The 18127-nt window shown below is 30.5% G+C and carries 17 protein-coding genes; 16 read left to right on the top strand and 1 reads right to left on the bottom strand.

Annotation, left to right across the window (positions count from 1 at the left end):
* The first annotated feature begins 4 nt into the window (after positions 1–4).
* Positions 5–979 (top strand): DUF4837 family protein, encoded by a 975-nt coding sequence (locus tag AC2D6V_RS03830; protein WP_484646728.1) that lies wholly within the window; start codon positions 5–7, stop codon positions 977–979.
* Between the two features lie 55 nt (positions 980–1034).
* Here the strand turns inward: AC2D6V_RS03830 and AC2D6V_RS03825 are convergent, their stop codons facing one another.
* Positions 1035–1220, bottom strand: coding sequence for a Sec-independent protein translocase subunit TatA/TatB (locus AC2D6V_RS03825; protein ID WP_484646727.1), 186 nt, complete (start codon positions 1218–1220; stop codon positions 1035–1037).
* Positions 1221–1335: 115 nt separating this feature from the next.
* On the opposite strand from AC2D6V_RS03825, the gene AC2D6V_RS03820 reads away from it, so the two are divergent.
* The 15 genes from AC2D6V_RS03820 to AC2D6V_RS03750 all read left to right on the top strand — a co-directional run bounded on the left by AC2D6V_RS03820 (position 1336) and on the right by AC2D6V_RS03750 (position 18127).
* Positions 1336–2205: a M23 family metallopeptidase gene (locus tag AC2D6V_RS03820; protein ID WP_484646726.1), complete on the top strand. Its 870-nt coding sequence runs from the start codon at positions 1336–1338 to the stop codon at positions 2203–2205.
* On the top strand, positions 2206–3708 hold the full coding sequence (locus AC2D6V_RS03815; RefSeq protein ID WP_484646725.1) for a GH3 auxin-responsive promoter family protein: 1503 nt from the start codon (positions 2206–2208) through the stop codon (positions 3706–3708).
* A 30-nt stretch (positions 3709–3738) separates the two neighbouring features.
* A complete protein-coding gene (locus tag AC2D6V_RS03810) occupies positions 3739–5427 on the top strand; it encodes a DUF6909 family protein (RefSeq protein WP_484646724.1) in 1689 nt (562 codons plus the stop codon).
* A gap of 14 nt (positions 5428–5441) precedes the next feature.
* Positions 5442–6506, top strand: a complete 1065-nt coding sequence (locus tag AC2D6V_RS03805; RefSeq protein ID WP_484646723.1) for a hypothetical protein — start codon at positions 5442–5444, stop codon at positions 6504–6506.
* A 9-nt stretch (positions 6507–6515) separates the two neighbouring features.
* Positions 6516–7559 carry a dTDP-glucose 4,6-dehydratase gene (gene rfbB / locus AC2D6V_RS03800; RefSeq protein ID WP_484646722.1) on the top strand — a complete coding sequence of 348 codons (1044 nt, stop codon included), beginning with the start codon at positions 6516–6518 and terminating at the stop codon, positions 7557–7559.
* Positions 7560–7562: 3 nt separating this feature from the next.
* Positions 7563–8429 carry a glucose-1-phosphate thymidylyltransferase RfbA gene (rfbA, locus tag AC2D6V_RS03795; protein WP_484646720.1) on the top strand — a complete coding sequence of 289 codons (867 nt, stop codon included), beginning with the start codon at positions 7563–7565 and terminating at the stop codon, positions 8427–8429.
* A complete protein-coding gene (gene rfbC, locus AC2D6V_RS03790) occupies positions 8429–8974 on the top strand; it encodes a dTDP-4-dehydrorhamnose 3,5-epimerase (protein ID WP_484646719.1) in 546 nt (181 codons plus the stop codon). The genes rfbA and rfbC overlap by 1 nt, the downstream gene beginning before the upstream one ends.
* Complete coding sequence (gene rfbD, locus AC2D6V_RS03785) at positions 8971–9831, top strand: dTDP-4-dehydrorhamnose reductase (protein WP_484646718.1); 861 nt, start codon at positions 8971–8973, stop codon at positions 9829–9831. The genes rfbC and rfbD overlap by 4 nt, the downstream gene beginning before the upstream one ends.
* Before the next feature lie 74 nt (positions 9832–9905).
* Positions 9906–11159, top strand: coding sequence for a nucleotide sugar dehydrogenase (locus AC2D6V_RS03780; protein WP_484646717.1), 1254 nt, complete (start codon positions 9906–9908; stop codon positions 11157–11159).
* A gap of 117 nt (positions 11160–11276) precedes the next feature.
* A complete protein-coding gene (locus AC2D6V_RS03775) occupies positions 11277–12278 on the top strand; it encodes an SDR family oxidoreductase (protein ID WP_484646716.1) in 1002 nt (333 codons plus the stop codon).
* Between the two features lie 69 nt (positions 12279–12347).
* On the top strand, positions 12348–13652 hold the full coding sequence (locus AC2D6V_RS03770) for an oligosaccharide flippase family protein (RefSeq protein ID WP_484646715.1): 1305 nt from the start codon (positions 12348–12350) through the stop codon (positions 13650–13652).
* Between the two features lie 6 nt (positions 13653–13658).
* Complete coding sequence (locus AC2D6V_RS03765) at positions 13659–14924, top strand: O-antigen ligase family protein (protein ID WP_484646714.1); 1266 nt, start codon at positions 13659–13661, stop codon at positions 14922–14924.
* Positions 14917–16113, top strand: a complete 1197-nt coding sequence (locus AC2D6V_RS03760) for a hypothetical protein (protein ID WP_484646713.1) — start codon at positions 14917–14919, stop codon at positions 16111–16113. The genes AC2D6V_RS03765 and AC2D6V_RS03760 overlap by 8 nt, the downstream gene beginning before the upstream one ends.
* Entirely contained in the window at positions 16110–17168 is a 1059-nt protein-coding gene (locus tag AC2D6V_RS03755) for a glycosyltransferase family 4 protein (RefSeq protein WP_484646712.1), read from the top strand. Before AC2D6V_RS03760 ends, AC2D6V_RS03755 begins: the two co-directional genes overlap by 4 nt.
* Positions 17165–18127: a polysaccharide deacetylase family protein gene (locus AC2D6V_RS03750; protein ID WP_484646711.1), complete on the top strand. Its 963-nt coding sequence runs from the start codon at positions 17165–17167 to the stop codon at positions 18125–18127. The genes AC2D6V_RS03755 and AC2D6V_RS03750 overlap by 4 nt, the downstream gene beginning before the upstream one ends.

Below are 18127 nucleotides of genomic sequence, written 5' to 3'. Positions count from 1 at the left end.
AATTATGCGAAAATCAATTTCACTTTTAGTTTTGTTATTACTGGTGATGTCTTGTGGCGAGGGAAAAGGAGATGAAAAAATACTTTTAGATTCTACCGGAAATATTAATGAAGTATCTGTAGTAATCGATAATGAATCTTGGAAAGGAAGTTTAGGAGAAGCCATAAGAGATGTTTTAGCATCTCCAGTTTATGGGTTACCTCAAGACGAACCCATGTTTTCAATAAACCAAATTCCAACAAATGTGTTTTCGGGGTTTATTACTAAAAACCGTACCATTTTAAAGGTTGAAATAGGCAAAAAAGCCTCAACGGAATTTCATAGCAACATATATGCAAAGCCACAAAAAGTGGTTTTGGTTTCGGGAGAAACAAAACAAGATGTGATAAATCAACTTAAGGAGAATGCATCAAGAATAATAGAAACATTTAGAAATATTGAAATTTATGAAAAGCAACGTTTAATAAAAAAGTCATTATATAATGCCTCTTTTTTAAAAGAAAAAATTGGGCTTAATATTCGATTCCCAACAGCATACAGGGTTGCAAAGGACGATAATAATTTCTTTTGGTTAAGAAAAGATGTGAATACAGGAACTTTAAACTTATTGATTTACGAATTACCTCTGGATGCTATTAAGAGAAATGACAGTATTATAAATCAAGTTATTGCCATTAGAGATTCTATTGGGAAATCTCATATTGAAGGGCCAGTAGAAGGATCTTATATGATAACTGAAATGGCATACACACCCTTTCATGTTGAAACAATTTTAGACAACAAACCTACTTTAGAAACCAAAGGTATCTGGGATGTTAAAAACGCTTTTATGGCTGGTCCGTTTATTAATTATGCTATAGAAGATAAAATTAATAATAGATGGGTTATTGCTGAAGGGTTTGCATTTGCACCTTCAGTAGAAAAGCGAAATTATATGTTTGAGCTCGAATCTATTATTAAGTCAATAAAACTTGAATAATTTCAATAAAAAAACCAGCACATTGTGCTGGTTTTTTTAGCTTAAGAAAAAACATTTATTCCTTTTTATCTTCTTTGCTAGTGTCTTCTTCTTTACTAGCATCTTTAAATTCTTTTATTCCACTACCCAGGCCGCGCATTAATTCAGGAATCTTCTTTCCTCCAAATAAAAGCAATACAACAATAACAATTAATGCTATTTGCCAAGGACCAATTGCTAACGGTAACATATATAAACTCATAATTAATTTAATTTGATTACAAAGTTAATAATTAAAGTTTAATATTAGCGTTTATAGCCTAACTTTAGTATTAATAGAAAGAGCCTGACAATAATTTGTTTATTTTTGTTTTAGTATGAGTGAAAAGAAAAAAGGATCAAGTAAAATTAAAAGTAAATTACTCGATAAGTATCGCTTAGTGATACTGAATGAAAACACGTTTGAGGAGCGTATAGCTTTTAAATTATCAAGATTAAACGTATTTGTTTTTGGTTTTGCTGGAATTCTATTTTTAATTATGATAACCTATTTCATTATTGCTTTCACTTCTCTTAGAGAGTATATTCCAGGTTATTCGTCTACAGCTTTAAAAAAACAAGCTACCGATTTAAGTTATAAAACAGATTCGCTCCAACGAGTATTAGCTCTTAACGAACGTTATTATACATCTATAAAAAAAGTGCTACAAGGGGATGTAAGTGCGTCTAACATTAATAAAGATTCCATTATTGAGGCTACCAAACTTGAAGCAAGTGAGGTGGATTTAAAACCAATAATTGAAGACTCATTGCTTAGAGAGAAAGTTGATAAAGAAGATAAGTACAATTTATTTGAATCGGCAATATCTTCAACCAACTTTGTGTTATTCCCGCCCGTTAATGGCACCATAAGTGAACCATATAATTTAAAAGAAAAACATTATGCCGTTGATATTGTAGTAGCAAAAGACACGCCTATTAAAGCTGCTGCAGATGGTACGGTGATTTTTGCCGAATGGACGGCAAGCACAGGAAATGTAATAATTATAGAACATAATTACGGATTAATTTCTGTCTATAAACATAATGCAGCACTAATTAAATCTCAAGGCGATTTGGTAAAAGCTGGAGAAGTAATTGCAATTGCAGGAAATTCGGGAGAGCTCTCTACTGGGCCGCATTTGCACTTCGAATTATGGAACGACGGATACCCAATTAACCCATCAAATTTCATAGATTTTAAATAGATGATATCATTAAAATCAGCACTTGCAAAGCCATTTGCAAAGAAGATATATAAGAAAATTCAAAAATGGGCAACCAAACCCGTTGAGACCCAAGAAATAGTGTTTCAGGATTTAATTCAAAAGGCATCATTTACCCAATTTGGAGTTGACCACAATTTTAAAAACATAAAATCTCATAGTGACTTTGTGAAAAATGTACCTATTAGAGACTATGAAGCACTAAAACCATATGTTGAAAAAGTAGTTGCTGGAGAAGAAAATATACTTTGGAAAGGCAAACCCACTTATTTTGCCAAAACATCGGGTACAACATCGGGTTCTAAATACATTCCTATTACCAAAGAAAGCATGCCAAGTCATGTTGAAGCAGCTAGAAATGCTATTTTACTTTACATTAATGAGACGGGTAAGAGTAGGTTTGTAGACGGAAAGATGATTTTTCTTCAAGGAAGCCCAATTTTAAATGAGCAGAACGGTATTCAATTAGGTCGTCTTTCAGGTATTGTGGCGCACTATGTTCCTAAATATCTTCAAAAAAATAGGCTACCTTCTTGGGAAACAAATTGCATTGAAGATTGGGAAACAAAAGTTGACAAAATAGTTGAAGAAACCCTACCCGAAAATATGACAATAATTTCTGGAATTCCTTCGTGGGTGCAAATGTATTTTGAAAAGATTCAGCAGCGAACAGGAAAAAAAGTAGGCGATGTTTTTAAAAACTTCAACCTCTTTATTTTTGGAGGTGTTAACTATGAACCGTATCGCGCAAAATTTGAAAACTTAATAGGAAGAAAAGTCGATAGTATTGAGTTGTACCCTGCCAGTGAAGGGTTTTTTGCTTTTCAAGATAAACAAGATGAAAAAGGCATGCTATTACAATTAAATTCTGGAATATTTTACGAGTTTGTAAAAGCAGATGCGTTTTTTGATGAAAATCCAAGACGTATTACTATAAAAGATGTAGAAATTGATGTTAATTATGTGATGATTATTTCAACCAACGCAGGACTTTGGGCATATAATATCGGCGATACTATTCAATTTACATCAATAAAACCATATCGTATTATAGTTTCTGGACGCATAAAGCACTTTATTTCGGCATTCGGAGAACATGTTATTGGAAAAGAAGTGGAGCAAGCAATGCAAGAAGCTACTATAAATACAGAGGTTCAAGTTTCAGAATTCACAGTTGCACCTCAAATTAATACAGACAACGAACTTCCATACCATGAGTGGTTTGTAGAATTTGAAAAAGAGCCAGAAGACATGCTTGAGCTTGCACAAAACATTGATGAATCTCTTCAAAAGCAGAATAGTTATTACTATGACTTAATAAAGGGGAAAGTCTTGCAACCTCTAAAAATCACTAAGATCCCTAAGAATGGTTTTCAAGATTATATGAAATCTGTTGGGAAATTGGGAGGACAAAATAAAATTCCTAGACTTGCTAACGATAGACAGATTGTAGATGCTTTTAAAGAAGTCATTTATGTTAAATAGTATTATCTTTGCCGAGGTTAAACATGATTGATGAGTAACAAAAAAAACCATGGTAGAACGAGAGCTCAAGAGAGTTCGAATGCGATTGAACGTATGTACATTACTATGCGACATTTGTTCAATAGAGGGTTTTATAAACCTATGGGGATCTCTGGAGAAACGCTAAGGCAAGCTTTATTGCTTTTAAAGCCAGAAATCTATGGGTCTATAGGTGAAGAAAAAGCGGAACTAGAAGGCCTATTATATGTTATGGATAGGCTACCCATAGGTATTGAAGAGTGTCGCTTTATTAACCTAACTAGCGATGAGGGTTATGCCAATTCCCATTTTAAACCCATTATTCCGGAAAAAAGGCGACGTAATTGCTATAGAATTGATGATGAGCAAATGAATATTGAGATCACCAGAGGGCGATCTGAAATCTATGATATTTTAACACATCTTACTTTTCTTTTTGTAGAATCTCATAAAATTAGTAATCGAGTAGTTATTAATGAAGATGGTGCGACTACTAGAGATTGGATAAAATTAGAAAAAGCGGTATTATCAAAAAAGAAACTCACTCAAGAAGAACGTGAAGTTGCAATAACGCATGCGGCTTATATTCTTGGTAGAACTTTTAACGAGTTAAGAAATATTTACGGCGAGTTTTCAACACCCTCAAAGCCTGAACGTTTACTGCACATAGTGTATTGGCTAGGAAAGTTGGCAATTGAAGAACAAGTAAATAACAATAAACGTACCGTAACATTTAGCCCTGTTTTAAGAGAACGTATTGGTCACCATATTCATGGAGAAATATGGGCAAATAATATTAAAGCCGTTCTTAATAAAAAAGGACTATTAGATAGGGAAATTCATGTTATTAGTGCGAATATGCATAGTGTTATGAATACGCTTTTTGCGCCAAATGCGTTAAAAACATTGCTTTCGAAGAAAGATATTTTTGAGGTGTATGAAGCATTGAGTAATAAAGAAAACAATGATCTTCGAAATAAAGTGACAAAAGAAGCGTTGCAAAAGGGAATGATTTATATTAAAGACACCTCTGGAGCAAATATAGATGTTCAAGTTTTTGATACTCAATTACTAGATGTTTCAAAAACGGATATTAATATAAATGAATCTGTTTTAAAGTCGAAAAAACCGCTTATATTAGTTATGGATTATGCTTTTGGAGAGCAGGCTTACGAGACGATAGATGAATTGCTAAAACCTTATAAAATAAAAGGAAATAAGATTCATTTAGACGTGAAATCTTTATCCATCATGGGGAAAGCAGGAATTTTAGAAGGCGGTAAAGGCGATATTATGATTCCATCAGCGCATATTTTTGAAGGAACAGCAGACAATTACCCCTTTAAAAATGAATTGACAAAGGAAGATTTAGAATGTCAAGGTGTTAGTATTTATGAAGGGACTATGATTACAGTTCTTGGCACATCCTTGCAAAATAAAGATATTTTGAAGTTTTTTTATAATTCAACTTGGAATGTAATCGGATTGGAAATGGAGGGAGCGCATTATCAAAAAGCAATTCAAGCAGCTTCAAAAGTTAGAGGGAGCATAAATTCTGATGTAAAAGTGAGATATGCTTATTATGCAAGTGATAACCCATTAGAAACAGGAAGCACTTTAGCCTCAGGAGGGTTGGGAACATCTGGTGTCAGACCAACTTATGTGATAACAAGAAAGATATTAGAACAAATATTTAATTAAATAAATTAAGAATTATGAGTAAAGATTTGCCGCAACCACAGCAATCTGAGGAAGTAGATTTAGGGCAATTGTTTAAATTAATAGGAAGTGCTTTTGACCGATTATTTCGATTCATTGGGAGTATTTTAAACAAACTATTTTTGGCATTTGTTTGGGTTGTATTTTTTGTAAAAAAACATCTTTTAAAATTTGTAATTGCGGGTGTTTTGGGAATAGTACTGGGCTTTATATTGGAAAAAACTTCAGATCCTGTTTACAAGTCTTATATAACGGTTAAGCAGAATTACAAAACAGGAGAAGATTTGTATAATTCCATTGCCTATTATAACGACTTAATAGGTCAAGGAGACACAAAAACATTGGCCAATGTAATTGAGATTGATACAGCCAGTGCTAATTCAATTTTGAATTTTGAAATTGAATCTGTTATTAGCGAGAACGATCGGGTTAAAAGTTTCGATAGGTATACTAAAGAATTGGATTCTACCTTAGCATCTACTATTGAGTATAAAACCTATGTAGAAAACCTAGAAGAATATAACCATGTTTTGCAGCAGATTACTATTAAATCTTCTGAAAGAAATAACTTCAAATCTGTGTTTGAAAGTCTTGTTGGACAAATTAATTCCAATGGATATTTTAGAAATGAACAAAGAAAAGACACACTGGAATTAATAAATAAAAAAGCAGCCTTATTGGGCGCTTTGACGATTTCAGATTCATTAAAAAGCACTTATAAGAGAGTTTTAGAGATGTTACCTACTGGTGATGGAAGTCAAACAAGTGTGACAATTAAAAATGCAGACGATGTTAATAAAACCAGAGAATATGAGCTTTATCAAAATGACATTGAAATTAAGCGAGAGCTTGTAGGTATAGAACGAGAAATAGAAGATAAAAAGGAAATTTTAGAAATAGTATCAAGTAAACAGGATAGTGGTAGTAGATACAATCGAAAGCAAATTTTCGGGATATCACTGGCTCCAATATTTTATTATGCTTTTATTTTTGAGTTAATAACTTTGATTGTTTTATTGGGATTATCTTTTATAAAGTATTTAGAAAGGTTTAAAGATTAAGCAGGGTAAATGAATATATTAATTACTGGCGGAGCGGGATTTATAGGGTCTCATGTTGTGAGGTTGTTTGTTGAAAAACACCAAGAATATCATATTTTTAATTTAGACTCACTAACTTATGCAGGGAATCTGGAAAATTTAAAAGATATTGAAGATAAACCTAATTATACCTTTATAAAAGGGGATATAACAGATCAGACTTTTATTGATAATTTATTTATAGAATATAAATTCGAAAGCGTTATTCATTTAGCTGCCGAATCGCACGTTGACAGGTCTATCAAAGACCCCTTGGCGTTTGTAAAAACAAACGTCATTGGAACTATGATACTTTTAAATGCCTTTAAGAATTATTGGAAACATGATTTCAGTAACAAACGCTTTTATCATATAAGTACCGATGAGGTTTATGGTTCTTTAGGAGAAACAGGATTATTTACAGAAACAACATCATATGACCCGAATTCACCATATTCTGCTTCAAAAGCAAGTTCAGATCATTTTGTGAGAGCCTATGGTGAGACTTATGGAATGCCTTATGTTATTACGAATTGTTCAAATAATTATGGGCAAAACCAATTTCCAGAAAAGCTAATTCCGCTTTTTATAAATAACATTATAAATAATAAACCGTTGCCAGTTTACGGGGATGGGAATTATACTAGAGATTGGCTTTATGTTAAAGATCATGCTGTTGCTATTGAGTTGGTTTTTCATAAAGGAAAGAATAAAGAAACCTATAATATAGGAGGGTTTAATGAGTGGAAGAATATTGATTTAGTGAAATTGTTATGTAGTCAAATGGACTCTAAGTTAGATAGACCTATTGGAGCATCCGAAAAATTAATTACCTATGTTAAAGACAGGCCAGGTCATGATTTAAGATACGCTATTAATGCATCAAAAATAAGTAAAGAATTAGGTTGGAAACCGTCAGTAACTTTTGAGGAAGGTTTAAACAAGACTATTGATTGGTATTTAAACAACGAAGACTGGTTACATAGTGTAACTAGTGGTGATTATAAGATGTATTACGAAAAACAATATAATTAATATATGAAAGGAATTATATTAGCAGGAGGCTCAGGTACAAGGCTGCATCCATTAACACTATCTGTTAGTAAGCAGTTGATGCCTATTTATGATAAACCCATGATTTATTACCCGTTGTCCACACTTATGTATGCTGGCATTAATGAAGTTTTAATAATTTCTACGCCTAAAGATTTGCCGTTATTTAAAGATTTATTAGGAGACGGAGAAAAGTATGGTTGCACATTTAAATATGCGATTCAAGAAGCGCCAAACGGTCTTGCTGAGGCATTTTTAATTGGGGAAGAATTTATTGGAAACGACAAAGTCGCACTTATTTTAGGAGACAATATTTTTTATGGAACTGGGCTAGCCAAACTTTTGCAAGCTAATAACGACCCTGAAGGGGGTGTTATTTATGCCTATAGAGTACATGATCCTGAACGTTATGGTGTTGTGGAATTTAATAATGAAGGACAGGCTATCTCGATAGAAGAAAAGCCAAAACAACCTAAATCTAATTTTGCTGTTCCAGGTATTTATTTTTATGACAATACTGTTGTGAATGTTGCTAAAAATATAAAACCTAGTCATAGAGGAGAATTAGAAATTACAGATGTAAATAGAGAATATCTTAAACAAGGAAAGTTAAATGTTAGTATTTTAGATAGAGGTACTGCTTGGTTAGATACTGGCACCTTTCAATCCTTGATGCAAGCATCACAATTTGTTGAAGTAATAGAAGAACGACAGGGTTTAAAAATTGGCGCTATTGAAGGAGCAGCCTATGAAATGGGGTATATAAATAAAAATCAATTTAAAGCTTTAGCAGAGCCTCTATTAAAAAGCGGCTATGGTATAAATTTATTAGGACTTTTGAATAAAACTTAATGACAGCAATTGAAACTAAATTAGAGGGCTGTTATATAATAGAGCCAAATATATTTGAAGATGAAAGAGGTTATTTTTTCGAAAGTTTTAACCAGACTAGATTTAACGAACTTATAGGAAAAAATATTAGCTTTATTCAAGATAACGAATCCTTTTCATCAAAAGGCGTTTTAAGGGGGTTACACTATCAAATAGGCGACCATGCGCAGGCTAAATTAGTTCGAGTTATTAAAGGAAATGTTTTAGACGTTGCTGTAGATTTAAGGAAAAATTCACCATCTTTTGGAGAGCATATAGCTATAGAATTAGATGAATTTAATAAAAAGCAACTTTTTATTCCTAGAGGCTTTGCTCATGGATTTGTTGTATTAAGTAATACGGCCATTTTTTCTTATAAATGTGATAATTTTTACAATAAAGAATCAGAAGGCGGTATTATTTTTAATGACTCGGAATTAGACATCCATTGGAAAATGTCTGAGCAGGAATTAATAATTTCAGAAAAAGACAGCTTGTTACCATCTTTTAAATCCTGTAAACTGTGAAAACAATTTTAGTAACAGGTTATAAGGGTCAATTAGGGCTATGTATAAAGGATTTAGCCCGAAATATGGACGAGTGTTCTTTTCTTTATGTTGATTACGACGAGTTAGATATTACAAATAAAGAAGAGGTAGAAACGTTTTTTAAGAACCAAAAAATAGATTATTGTATTAATTGTGCAGCATATACAGCAGTAGATAAAGCGGAATCTGAACAAGCGGTTGCGAAATCTGTAAACCAATTGGGGGTAAAATATTTGGCAGAGGCGTGTAAAAATAATAACACGATATTAATTCAAATTTCAACCGATTTCGTCTTTGATGGTAAGCAATCTTCACCTTATAAAGAAAACGACAAAACAAACCCGATAAGTGTTTATGGAAGCACAAAATTAGATGGTGAATTAGCTATGACCAACGTTTTGGACAACTATTTTATTATTAGAACATCGTGGTTGTATTCCGAGCATGGAAATAATTTCTTAAAAACAATGTTAAGATTAGGAAAGGAACGTGAGGAGCTTAATATTATATTTGATCAAATAGGATCTCCAACCTATGCAGGAGACTTAGCGGAAGTGATTATGAAATTAATTATGGAAGATAGCAAAGCTTATGGAACTTACCATTTTAGTAATGAAGGGGTTGCTGGTTGGTACGATTTTGCCAAAGCAATTTTTTATGAAAGCGGAATGCAAGTGAGAGTTAACCCTATTAAAACAGAGGCTTATAAAACAGACGCAATACGACCTAAGTTTAGTGTATTAGATAAATCGAAAATTAAAAACGCCTTACAAATAGAGATTCCTTATTGGAGAGAAAGTTTAAAAAAGGCAATATTTAAAATAGATTATTTGTAAAAATCAGGATTTTGGTTTTGCCTTCGATTAAGATTAAACACTATAAGAAAAATAATATACAGTTAAAAATATAAATGGAAAAAATTGCAATAATTGGATTAGGCTATGTTGGTTTGCCTTTAGCAGTTGAGTTTGGTAAAAATAATTTTAATGTCATCGGATTTGATATTAACGAGAAGCGTATTGATGAATTAAAAAAGGGTTTTGACCATACACTTGAGGTTTCTCAACAAGAATTGAAACAAACCAGAAATTTAGATTTTATCTCAGACCCTTCAGAATTAAAACAGGCAAATATTTATATTGTAACGGTTCCCACACCGATCGATAAATTTATGCAACCAGATTTAACACCTATTATTTCTGCTAGTAAATTAATTGCGAATTATATTGATAAAGGAGATATAATTATTTATGAATCTACCGTTTTTCCAGGATGTACAGAAGATGTGTGCGTGCCGTTATTAGAAGAGATAAGTGGGTTAAAGTTTAACAAAGATTTTTTCTGCGGATATTCACCAGAAAGAATTAATCCAGGAGATAAAGAGCGGAGAGTCCACAATATTGTGAAAGTAACCTCTGGAAGTACGCCAGAAGTTGCTGAGAAAGTAGATAATTTATATAAAACTATTGTTACTGCTGGCACTCATAAAGCATCATCTATTAAAGTAGCTGAAGCAGCAAAAGTTATTGAAAATACACAAAGAGATTTAAATATTGCATTTGTTAACGAATTGTCATTAATTTTTGATAAAATGGAGATTGACACATTAGAAGTTCTAGAAGCCGCTGGGACTAAATGGAATTTTTTACCTTTTAGACCAGGTCTAGTTGGTGGCCACTGTATAGGTGTAGACCCCTATTATTTAACTTATAAAGCACAAAGTTTAGGCTATAATCCAGAGGTTATTTTAGCAGGAAGACGCATTAATGATAGTATGGGAGGACAAGTTGTAAAGAAATATATAAAAAGATTATTGTCTTCAAACCACAAAAAAGGAGACAGTTTTAAAACACTTATATTAGGATTTACATTTAAAGAGAATTGCCCAGATATAAGAAATACCCGTGTTATAGATATTTATAATGAGTTAAAAGAGTATGGGATTCAAGCTGATATTTATGATCCGATAGCAAATAGTAAAGAAATTGAAATTGAGTACGGTATAAAGGTTAAGTCAGATAATATTAACAGTTATAATGGTATTATAATAGCTGTTGGGCATGATGAATTTTTAGATTACGACTGGAAATCTATAATAAATGGTAAAATAATATTCGACGTTAAAAATTTACTTGAAAAAGGGTTAGCTACTGACACTTTATAAAAGAATAATCTTTTAATGATTTTTCTAATTTCAGTCTAAAGAAATAATATTCGTGGTTGTTAAATTAAGAGCAATATTTAAAGCAGAATTTCGAGTTTAATTTGGAATTATAAGGAAATGAGTCAAAAAACAATAAAAGACAAGAAAGTTTTAATCACTGGGGGCGCAGGGTTTATTGGGTCAAATCTAATAAATAAATTGGTTAAGCAGGATAATCAAGTAATTTGTCTTGACAATTTATCTACCGGACATTTTAAAAATATTGAACCCTTTTTAGAATTACCTAATTTTACATTTATAGAAGGAGACATTAGGGATCTACAAGTATGTTTAGAAGCATCTAAAAATGTTGATTATATACTTCACCAAGCGGCTTTAGGATCAGTTCCTAGATCTATCAACGACCCTATTACAACTAATGATGTTAATATTTCTGGTTTTTTAAATATATTGTGGGCTACTAAAGAAAATAAGGTTAAAAGACTAGTTTATGCAGCTAGTTCTTCCACATACGGAGACCATCCTACATTACCAAAGGAAGAAGATATTATTGGCAATCCATTATCGCCTTACGCCGTAACAAAGTATGTTAATGAACTTTATGCCAATGTATTTTCTAAAACTTATGGCATTGAGACTATAGGGTTGCGTTATTTTAATGTTTTTGGGCCTAAGCAAGACCCCAATGGAGCTTATGCAGCCGTAATTCCTAAGTTTATTAATTTATTATTAAATAGAGAGTCGCCAATAATTAATGGTGAAGGAACCCACTCTAGAGATTTCACATTTATTGATAATGTTGTTCAAGTTAATGAGCTAGCTGCAATTTCAAATAGTGATCCAAGAATTATTAACACTGTATATAACGTTGCTTGTGGTGAAAGTAGTTCTTTAAATGAATTAGTAACATTAATTAAAAAGAATATATCAAAATCATTGAATGATAAATCACTTTTGGATATAATAATTAATTATGGGCCGGAAAGAACAGGTGATGTAAAGCATTCATTGGCAAGTATAAAGAAAGCATCCGCTAATTTAGGATATGTACCAGAAGTCTTGTTTAAAGATGGAATTAAAAAAACAATAGAATGGTTCTTAGAAAATGACTGTCATTAGTGTTTGTTAAAATTATAATATTTTTTCAATTGTTCAGGTTAATATAAAGCGAATAAATTATATAAGGACATGTATATTAAGGAACTTCTTTCAAATAAGTTGAATATTTCAATAAGCTATGTCGTTATATTGAGAATGTTTGCGGTAATATTAACTTTTGGATTGAATTTCGTAATTGGAAATATGTTAGGCGCACATTATGCAGGGTTATATTTTCAGGCTTATTCTATTTTTATGATTTTCTCCTTGATAGGCAGTTTTGGTTTGAATAATACTGTTTTTATCAAATCTTCTCAAATGGCGTCTACATTTAATTATTATGGAATAAAAAGTATACTAAAAAAAGCATCGTTGGTAATTTTTTTTTTATCAGCTATTCTTACATTAATAATATATTGTTATGATGGTTTAATTGATGGTTTTGTATCGAAAGAATCAAAAAACCTTATAAAAGTTTTAATATTAGGGTTATTTCCATTTATAATTTTAAATATTCTTTCCGAAACATTAAAAGCGATAAAATTAGTAGTATTGGCATCTTTTTTTCAAGGGTTCATTGGTAGCTTTTTATTATTCATTTCGGCTTTTTTTCTTTTTTACAATAACGAATCTTTAGAAAGCTTTATTCAAATCAATGTTTTTATTTATTGGGTATTATGTTTACTAGGGTTAATTGTTCTCAAAAAAAAATTATCTCATGTAAAACCTAAAGAAAATAAAAAAATCGCCTATGGGGAAATTTTAAATTTTAGCAAATATTTATTTATTATTTCAGTTATTTCTACAATCTTGGCGAATATTGATATAATTATTCTTGGTAGATTTACAAGTGAGACTAATATAGGTCTCTTTGGAATGGCTCTTAAGGTTTCTTTACTAATAAGTTTTATATTACCATCATTAAATAGTGTTTTTGTTCCAATAATTTCTAATTATTATGTTAAAAAGGATTTTGTAAAACTCTTAAGAATAGCGATAAAAAGCTCAAAAATAATGGCTTTAACTAGCCTTCCGTTTATTCTTCTTGTCCTTTTTTTTAATAATAGAATAATGGCTTTATTTGGTGAGGAATTTGTGTCAGCGGGGTATGTACTACTAATATTAACTATTGGACAATTTGTGAGGTGTTTGTGTGCTTCTTCAGGATTTATTGCGATGTCTTGTGGGAAAGAAAGACATATGGCTGGTAGTTTAGTAATCACGCTTTTTATACATCTAGTGCTCTTTTTTATAGTTGTACCTGAATATGGTATAATTGGGGCTGCAATAGTTAGAACAATTTCAATGAGCTTACAAGATTTATACTCGGCCTATTTGTCTAAAAAAATATTAGGAAGTTATCCTATTTATGGATTAGCTTGGATAAGAAAATAAAAGAGCATGAGGATTTTAGAAAAAGGAGCATTGTACATATTATTTTTATCTGTCATAATATTTCCTTTTTCATATTATGAAATAAAAATTCCAATTCTTTTTTGGTTTTTGGTTAAAGCCTTTTTTAAAACTTTCAGGAGACAAAAAATTGATATTACTCCAACAGTTTTTGTTATATTTTTTATTTATATCTTTTCAAGTCTTTTTTTCATTGTTTATGGTCTTTTATTAAATCAATCGCACCCTGAAAGCTTGCCTTTTATTTTTGCTCTTTATATAGCTTTCCCAATTATTTATTTAATTCTTCTAACAGGAATTCCTAAAAAAAGCGAAATTATTCAGGAGACCGAGCAAATATTATTTTTTGGGCTTTTAGGAGTTTCTATTGTTCTAATCTTAGCTTATTTTAATAAAAAATATGGATTGCCATCGTATTTTAATTTCATTCTTGAAAGCATTAATGTAGATTTACGGACAACAAAGGATGTAGTAAAAATAAACTACCACGGGATTTCATCTGTTTTATTTTTATTCCCATTTTTCTTTACTCGGTTTATTCTTAAAAAGAATAAAAAAAGAAAAGAAATTGTTTGGAATATCTTAGTTATAATTATCGCTTTTGTTGGCGTGTTTTTAACTGGCAGAAGGGCAGTAATCATTTTATTTCTATTTTCAATAATAGTTGCATTTTTTATTAAATTACAATTTTTTGAAAAAATTAAAATAAAAGGCAAGACATTAAATTTTATTGCGGCTTTATTCATTTTGTCAATACCTTTTTTGGCTAAAATTAATTATGATAAATTAACAACATCAATTTCCTCAACAATTATTTATGCTATTAACTTAAATGATGCTTCATCAACTGGATCAGATAGCGAAAGAGTAAAACAGATAAAATCATTTCTTAAATATATTGGTGAAAAGCCAATTTTAGGACGAGGTCATGGTGCTTATATGAAAGAGATTATTCGGTCTAAGGATAAGCCTTGGAGATACGAAGTATCCTATTTAGATATTATTTTTCATACTGGTTTTGTGGGCTTTATACTTTATTCTATAGGGCCAATCTGGATTTTTATTTCATTAATGAGAATAGGTAAGTTTAGTATGAATTACAGACCATCTTCAATGGGTATGGTTAATGCATTAGTTTGTACCCTAATAGCTTATGGGACAAACCCTTATTTGAATGCACTGGACATTCAATGGGTTATATATTATCCGATTTTATTTATAATGATTGTAAACAAAAAAAGGAGCAATGTTTAGAAAATATTTATTGCTTTTAAATCTATTTATCTTCTCTTTACTTCTAAATTTTCAATTTTTTAGATTTAATCACGTGTTTCAATTGTTTGCTATTTGGTTACTAACATTAATCCCCCTTTATAATGGGAAGTTTATTGAAAATCTTGGCAAGAATAAACGAATATTAATCTATTCAACTATTTGGTTTGTCCCACTTATACTTTCTTTGTTTTATTCTCAAGATATTGAAGAAGGTTTAAATGCTATTCAAAAAAGCTTGTTTTTAATTGTTTTTCCAATAATATTTTTAACCTTAGAAAGAACAGTATTAGAAAAATTATTAAAAGTGACATCAATTATTTTTCCAATAAGTACTATTTTATTTGTTCTGTTTATTTTTATAAAGCTGAACATATATTGGTATCAACCATATATTGTGCAATACGGGGAGCCAAATATTTTGGAATATATTAATTTTGTTTATAATCATAGGTTTAGTTACTTATTAGAAAGTTCAGATGTAGAGGTTGTTTCGCAGTTTGCTCATAAAACCTATATCGGTGTTTTTATACTTTTTTCAGTAGTCCTGTTACAGTTATGGCGTAAGAGTTATTTTCGCTTTATTTTACAATGTTTATTATTTGTTTTTTTAATTTTGCTTAAAGGAAAGACGCAGATCTTATTAGGGTCATTGATTTTTATTTATTTAACATATCAACTCTTCAATAAGAAAGTAATTATTTTGTTTGCAACTATTTTTATTACTGCTTTTTTCATATATTCTAAGAGTGGAATTACAAAAATATTTGATTATAATAATAGCCTCTCTTTTAGAATTCATGTTACACATTGTACAAAAAAAACAGTTTTTATTGATCCGATATTTGGAGTTGGGATTGGAGATGTTCAAAAAACTTTGGACCTTTGTTATGAAGAAGAAAATTGTATAGAGTGTAAATCTCTAAACACCCATAATTATTATTTATACATATTTGCATGTTCTGGAATTATAGGTCTTATTATATTTTTGTTTTGTTATTATCAAATATTTAAAATAGCATTCCTTGGGTCAAATGAGTTTTTGATTATATTGATAATAATATTTGCATCGCTGTTGACTGAAAATTTATTTTCTAGAATGTGGGGGTGTATTGCATATGGATTATTTGCTAACTTAATGTTGAGTCATAAAATTAATTTGAAGCAATGAGTAAACTTTTGCTTTTCCCCAAATACACAGAAAAAGGAGCTAGCAGTAGATATAGGATTCATCAATACTTGCCTTATTTTAAAGAGTATGCCGTGGTAGTATATCCGTTTTTCGACAATAAATATGTTCCTGCTCAAAATTTAAAAACTATTAAAGGATTTTTATATGTGCTGAAGGCATATATAAAAAGACTTTATTATATGATTAAAATTAAGAAAGGAGATGTGGTTTTTTTACAATATGAATTCACTCAATTTCTTTTTTTTAACACACTTTTTTTTAAACTGTTAAAAATTAATTATGTTGTGGATTATGATGATGCTGTTTTTCATAATTATGACCTACATTCAAATAAATTTGTGCGATTTTTTTTTAAAAACAAAATAGCAAAGGTTATATCAAATGCTCAAACTGTTATTACTGGAAGTCCTTACCTAACCAAGTATGCTTTAAGGTATAATAAAAATGTTGTTGAAATACCAACGTCTATCGATTTGGACAAGTATGTGATTAATCAAAAAATTCAAAAAAAATTTGTTATTGGATGGATTGGTTCATCAACCACTTCTTTGCATTTAAGAAAAGTGGTAGATGCTTTTTTTGAATTAAAAAACAAGAATATTAATTTTGAAGTTAGACTAATAGGATATGATAAAGGCGAGAACATTAATTTTAACGGGTTGCCAATTACATATATTGATTGGGATAAGTACACAGAGATAGATGAATTAAATAAATTTGATGTAGGAATAATGCCGTTAAAGGATTTTCCATTTGCAAGAGGTAAGTGCGCCTTCAAATTAATTCAATATATGGCTATGGGAAAACCTACAATATCTAGTACTTTTGAGGCCAATGTAAAAGTTGATAGAAATAATGAAAATTTATTTGCCGATTCGACAAAACAATGGGTTCAGTGTTTTAAAAAAATAATTGAGAACAGACATTTGTATAATGCAATTGGTTTAAGAAACAGACATGTTATTAAAGAGGAATATTCAACAGAATCTAATTCTGAAAAGTATCTTAAAATTATAAAATCTATCAAAACATGAATGGAAAGTTTATAATTTCATTGGATTATGAGTTAATGTGGGGTGTAAGAGACAAAAAGACAGTAAATACTTATGGTCAAAATATTGCTAATGTCCCGATTGTAATAGATTTATTATTAGCAATTTTTTCAAAGTTTGAAATTAATGCCACATTTGCCACTGTAGGGGTATTATTTGCGAATAATAAAGTAGAAATAAATCGTTTTTCGCCCCCAGTTAAGCCAATATATAATATTAAAAACTTAAGCCCCTACAACGATTACATAGGAGGAATAGGTGATGATTTTTCAGATGTTTATAATTATGCTTATAATAGTTTAATAAAAATTAAAGAGTGTAGTAATCACGAAATAAGCACGCATACTTTTTCGCATTTTTATTGTTTGGAAGAAGGACAGAATAAAGAGGCCTTTTCAAGCGACTTAAAAAGTGCTATAGAAATAGCAGAAAAGGAAGGGGTTAATTTTAAAACAATAGTTTTTCCACGTAACCAACATAATGTAGAATACAATGATATATTAATAAAAAATGGCATAAAGGGATATAGAGGTAACGAGAAAGCATGGTATTACAATCCTAAAAAGGGTGAAGATGATACATATATAAGAAGAATTTTTAGGTTATTAGATTCATACATAAATATTTCGGGACATAATAGCTATGCTATAATGGACGGATCGCATGATGAATTAATAAATATACCATCCAGCAGGTTTTTAAGGCCATATAGTTCAATTTTTAAACCTTTTGAAGCATTGAGGTTGCAAAGGATAAAAAAGAGCATGACCTATGCCGCAAAGTCTGGACAGATATACCATTTATGGTGGCATCCACACAATTTTGGAGCTCATCAAAAAGAGAATTTTGCCTTTTTAGAAAAAATTTTGAAACATTATAAAGAGCTTAATACAAAATATAATTTTAAGAGTTACACCATGAAAAGCGCAGCAAAATTATAA

This window comes from Algibacter sp. YIN40, from assembly GCF_057219435.1.
This window is presented reverse-complemented; position numbering and strand designations above follow the sequence as displayed.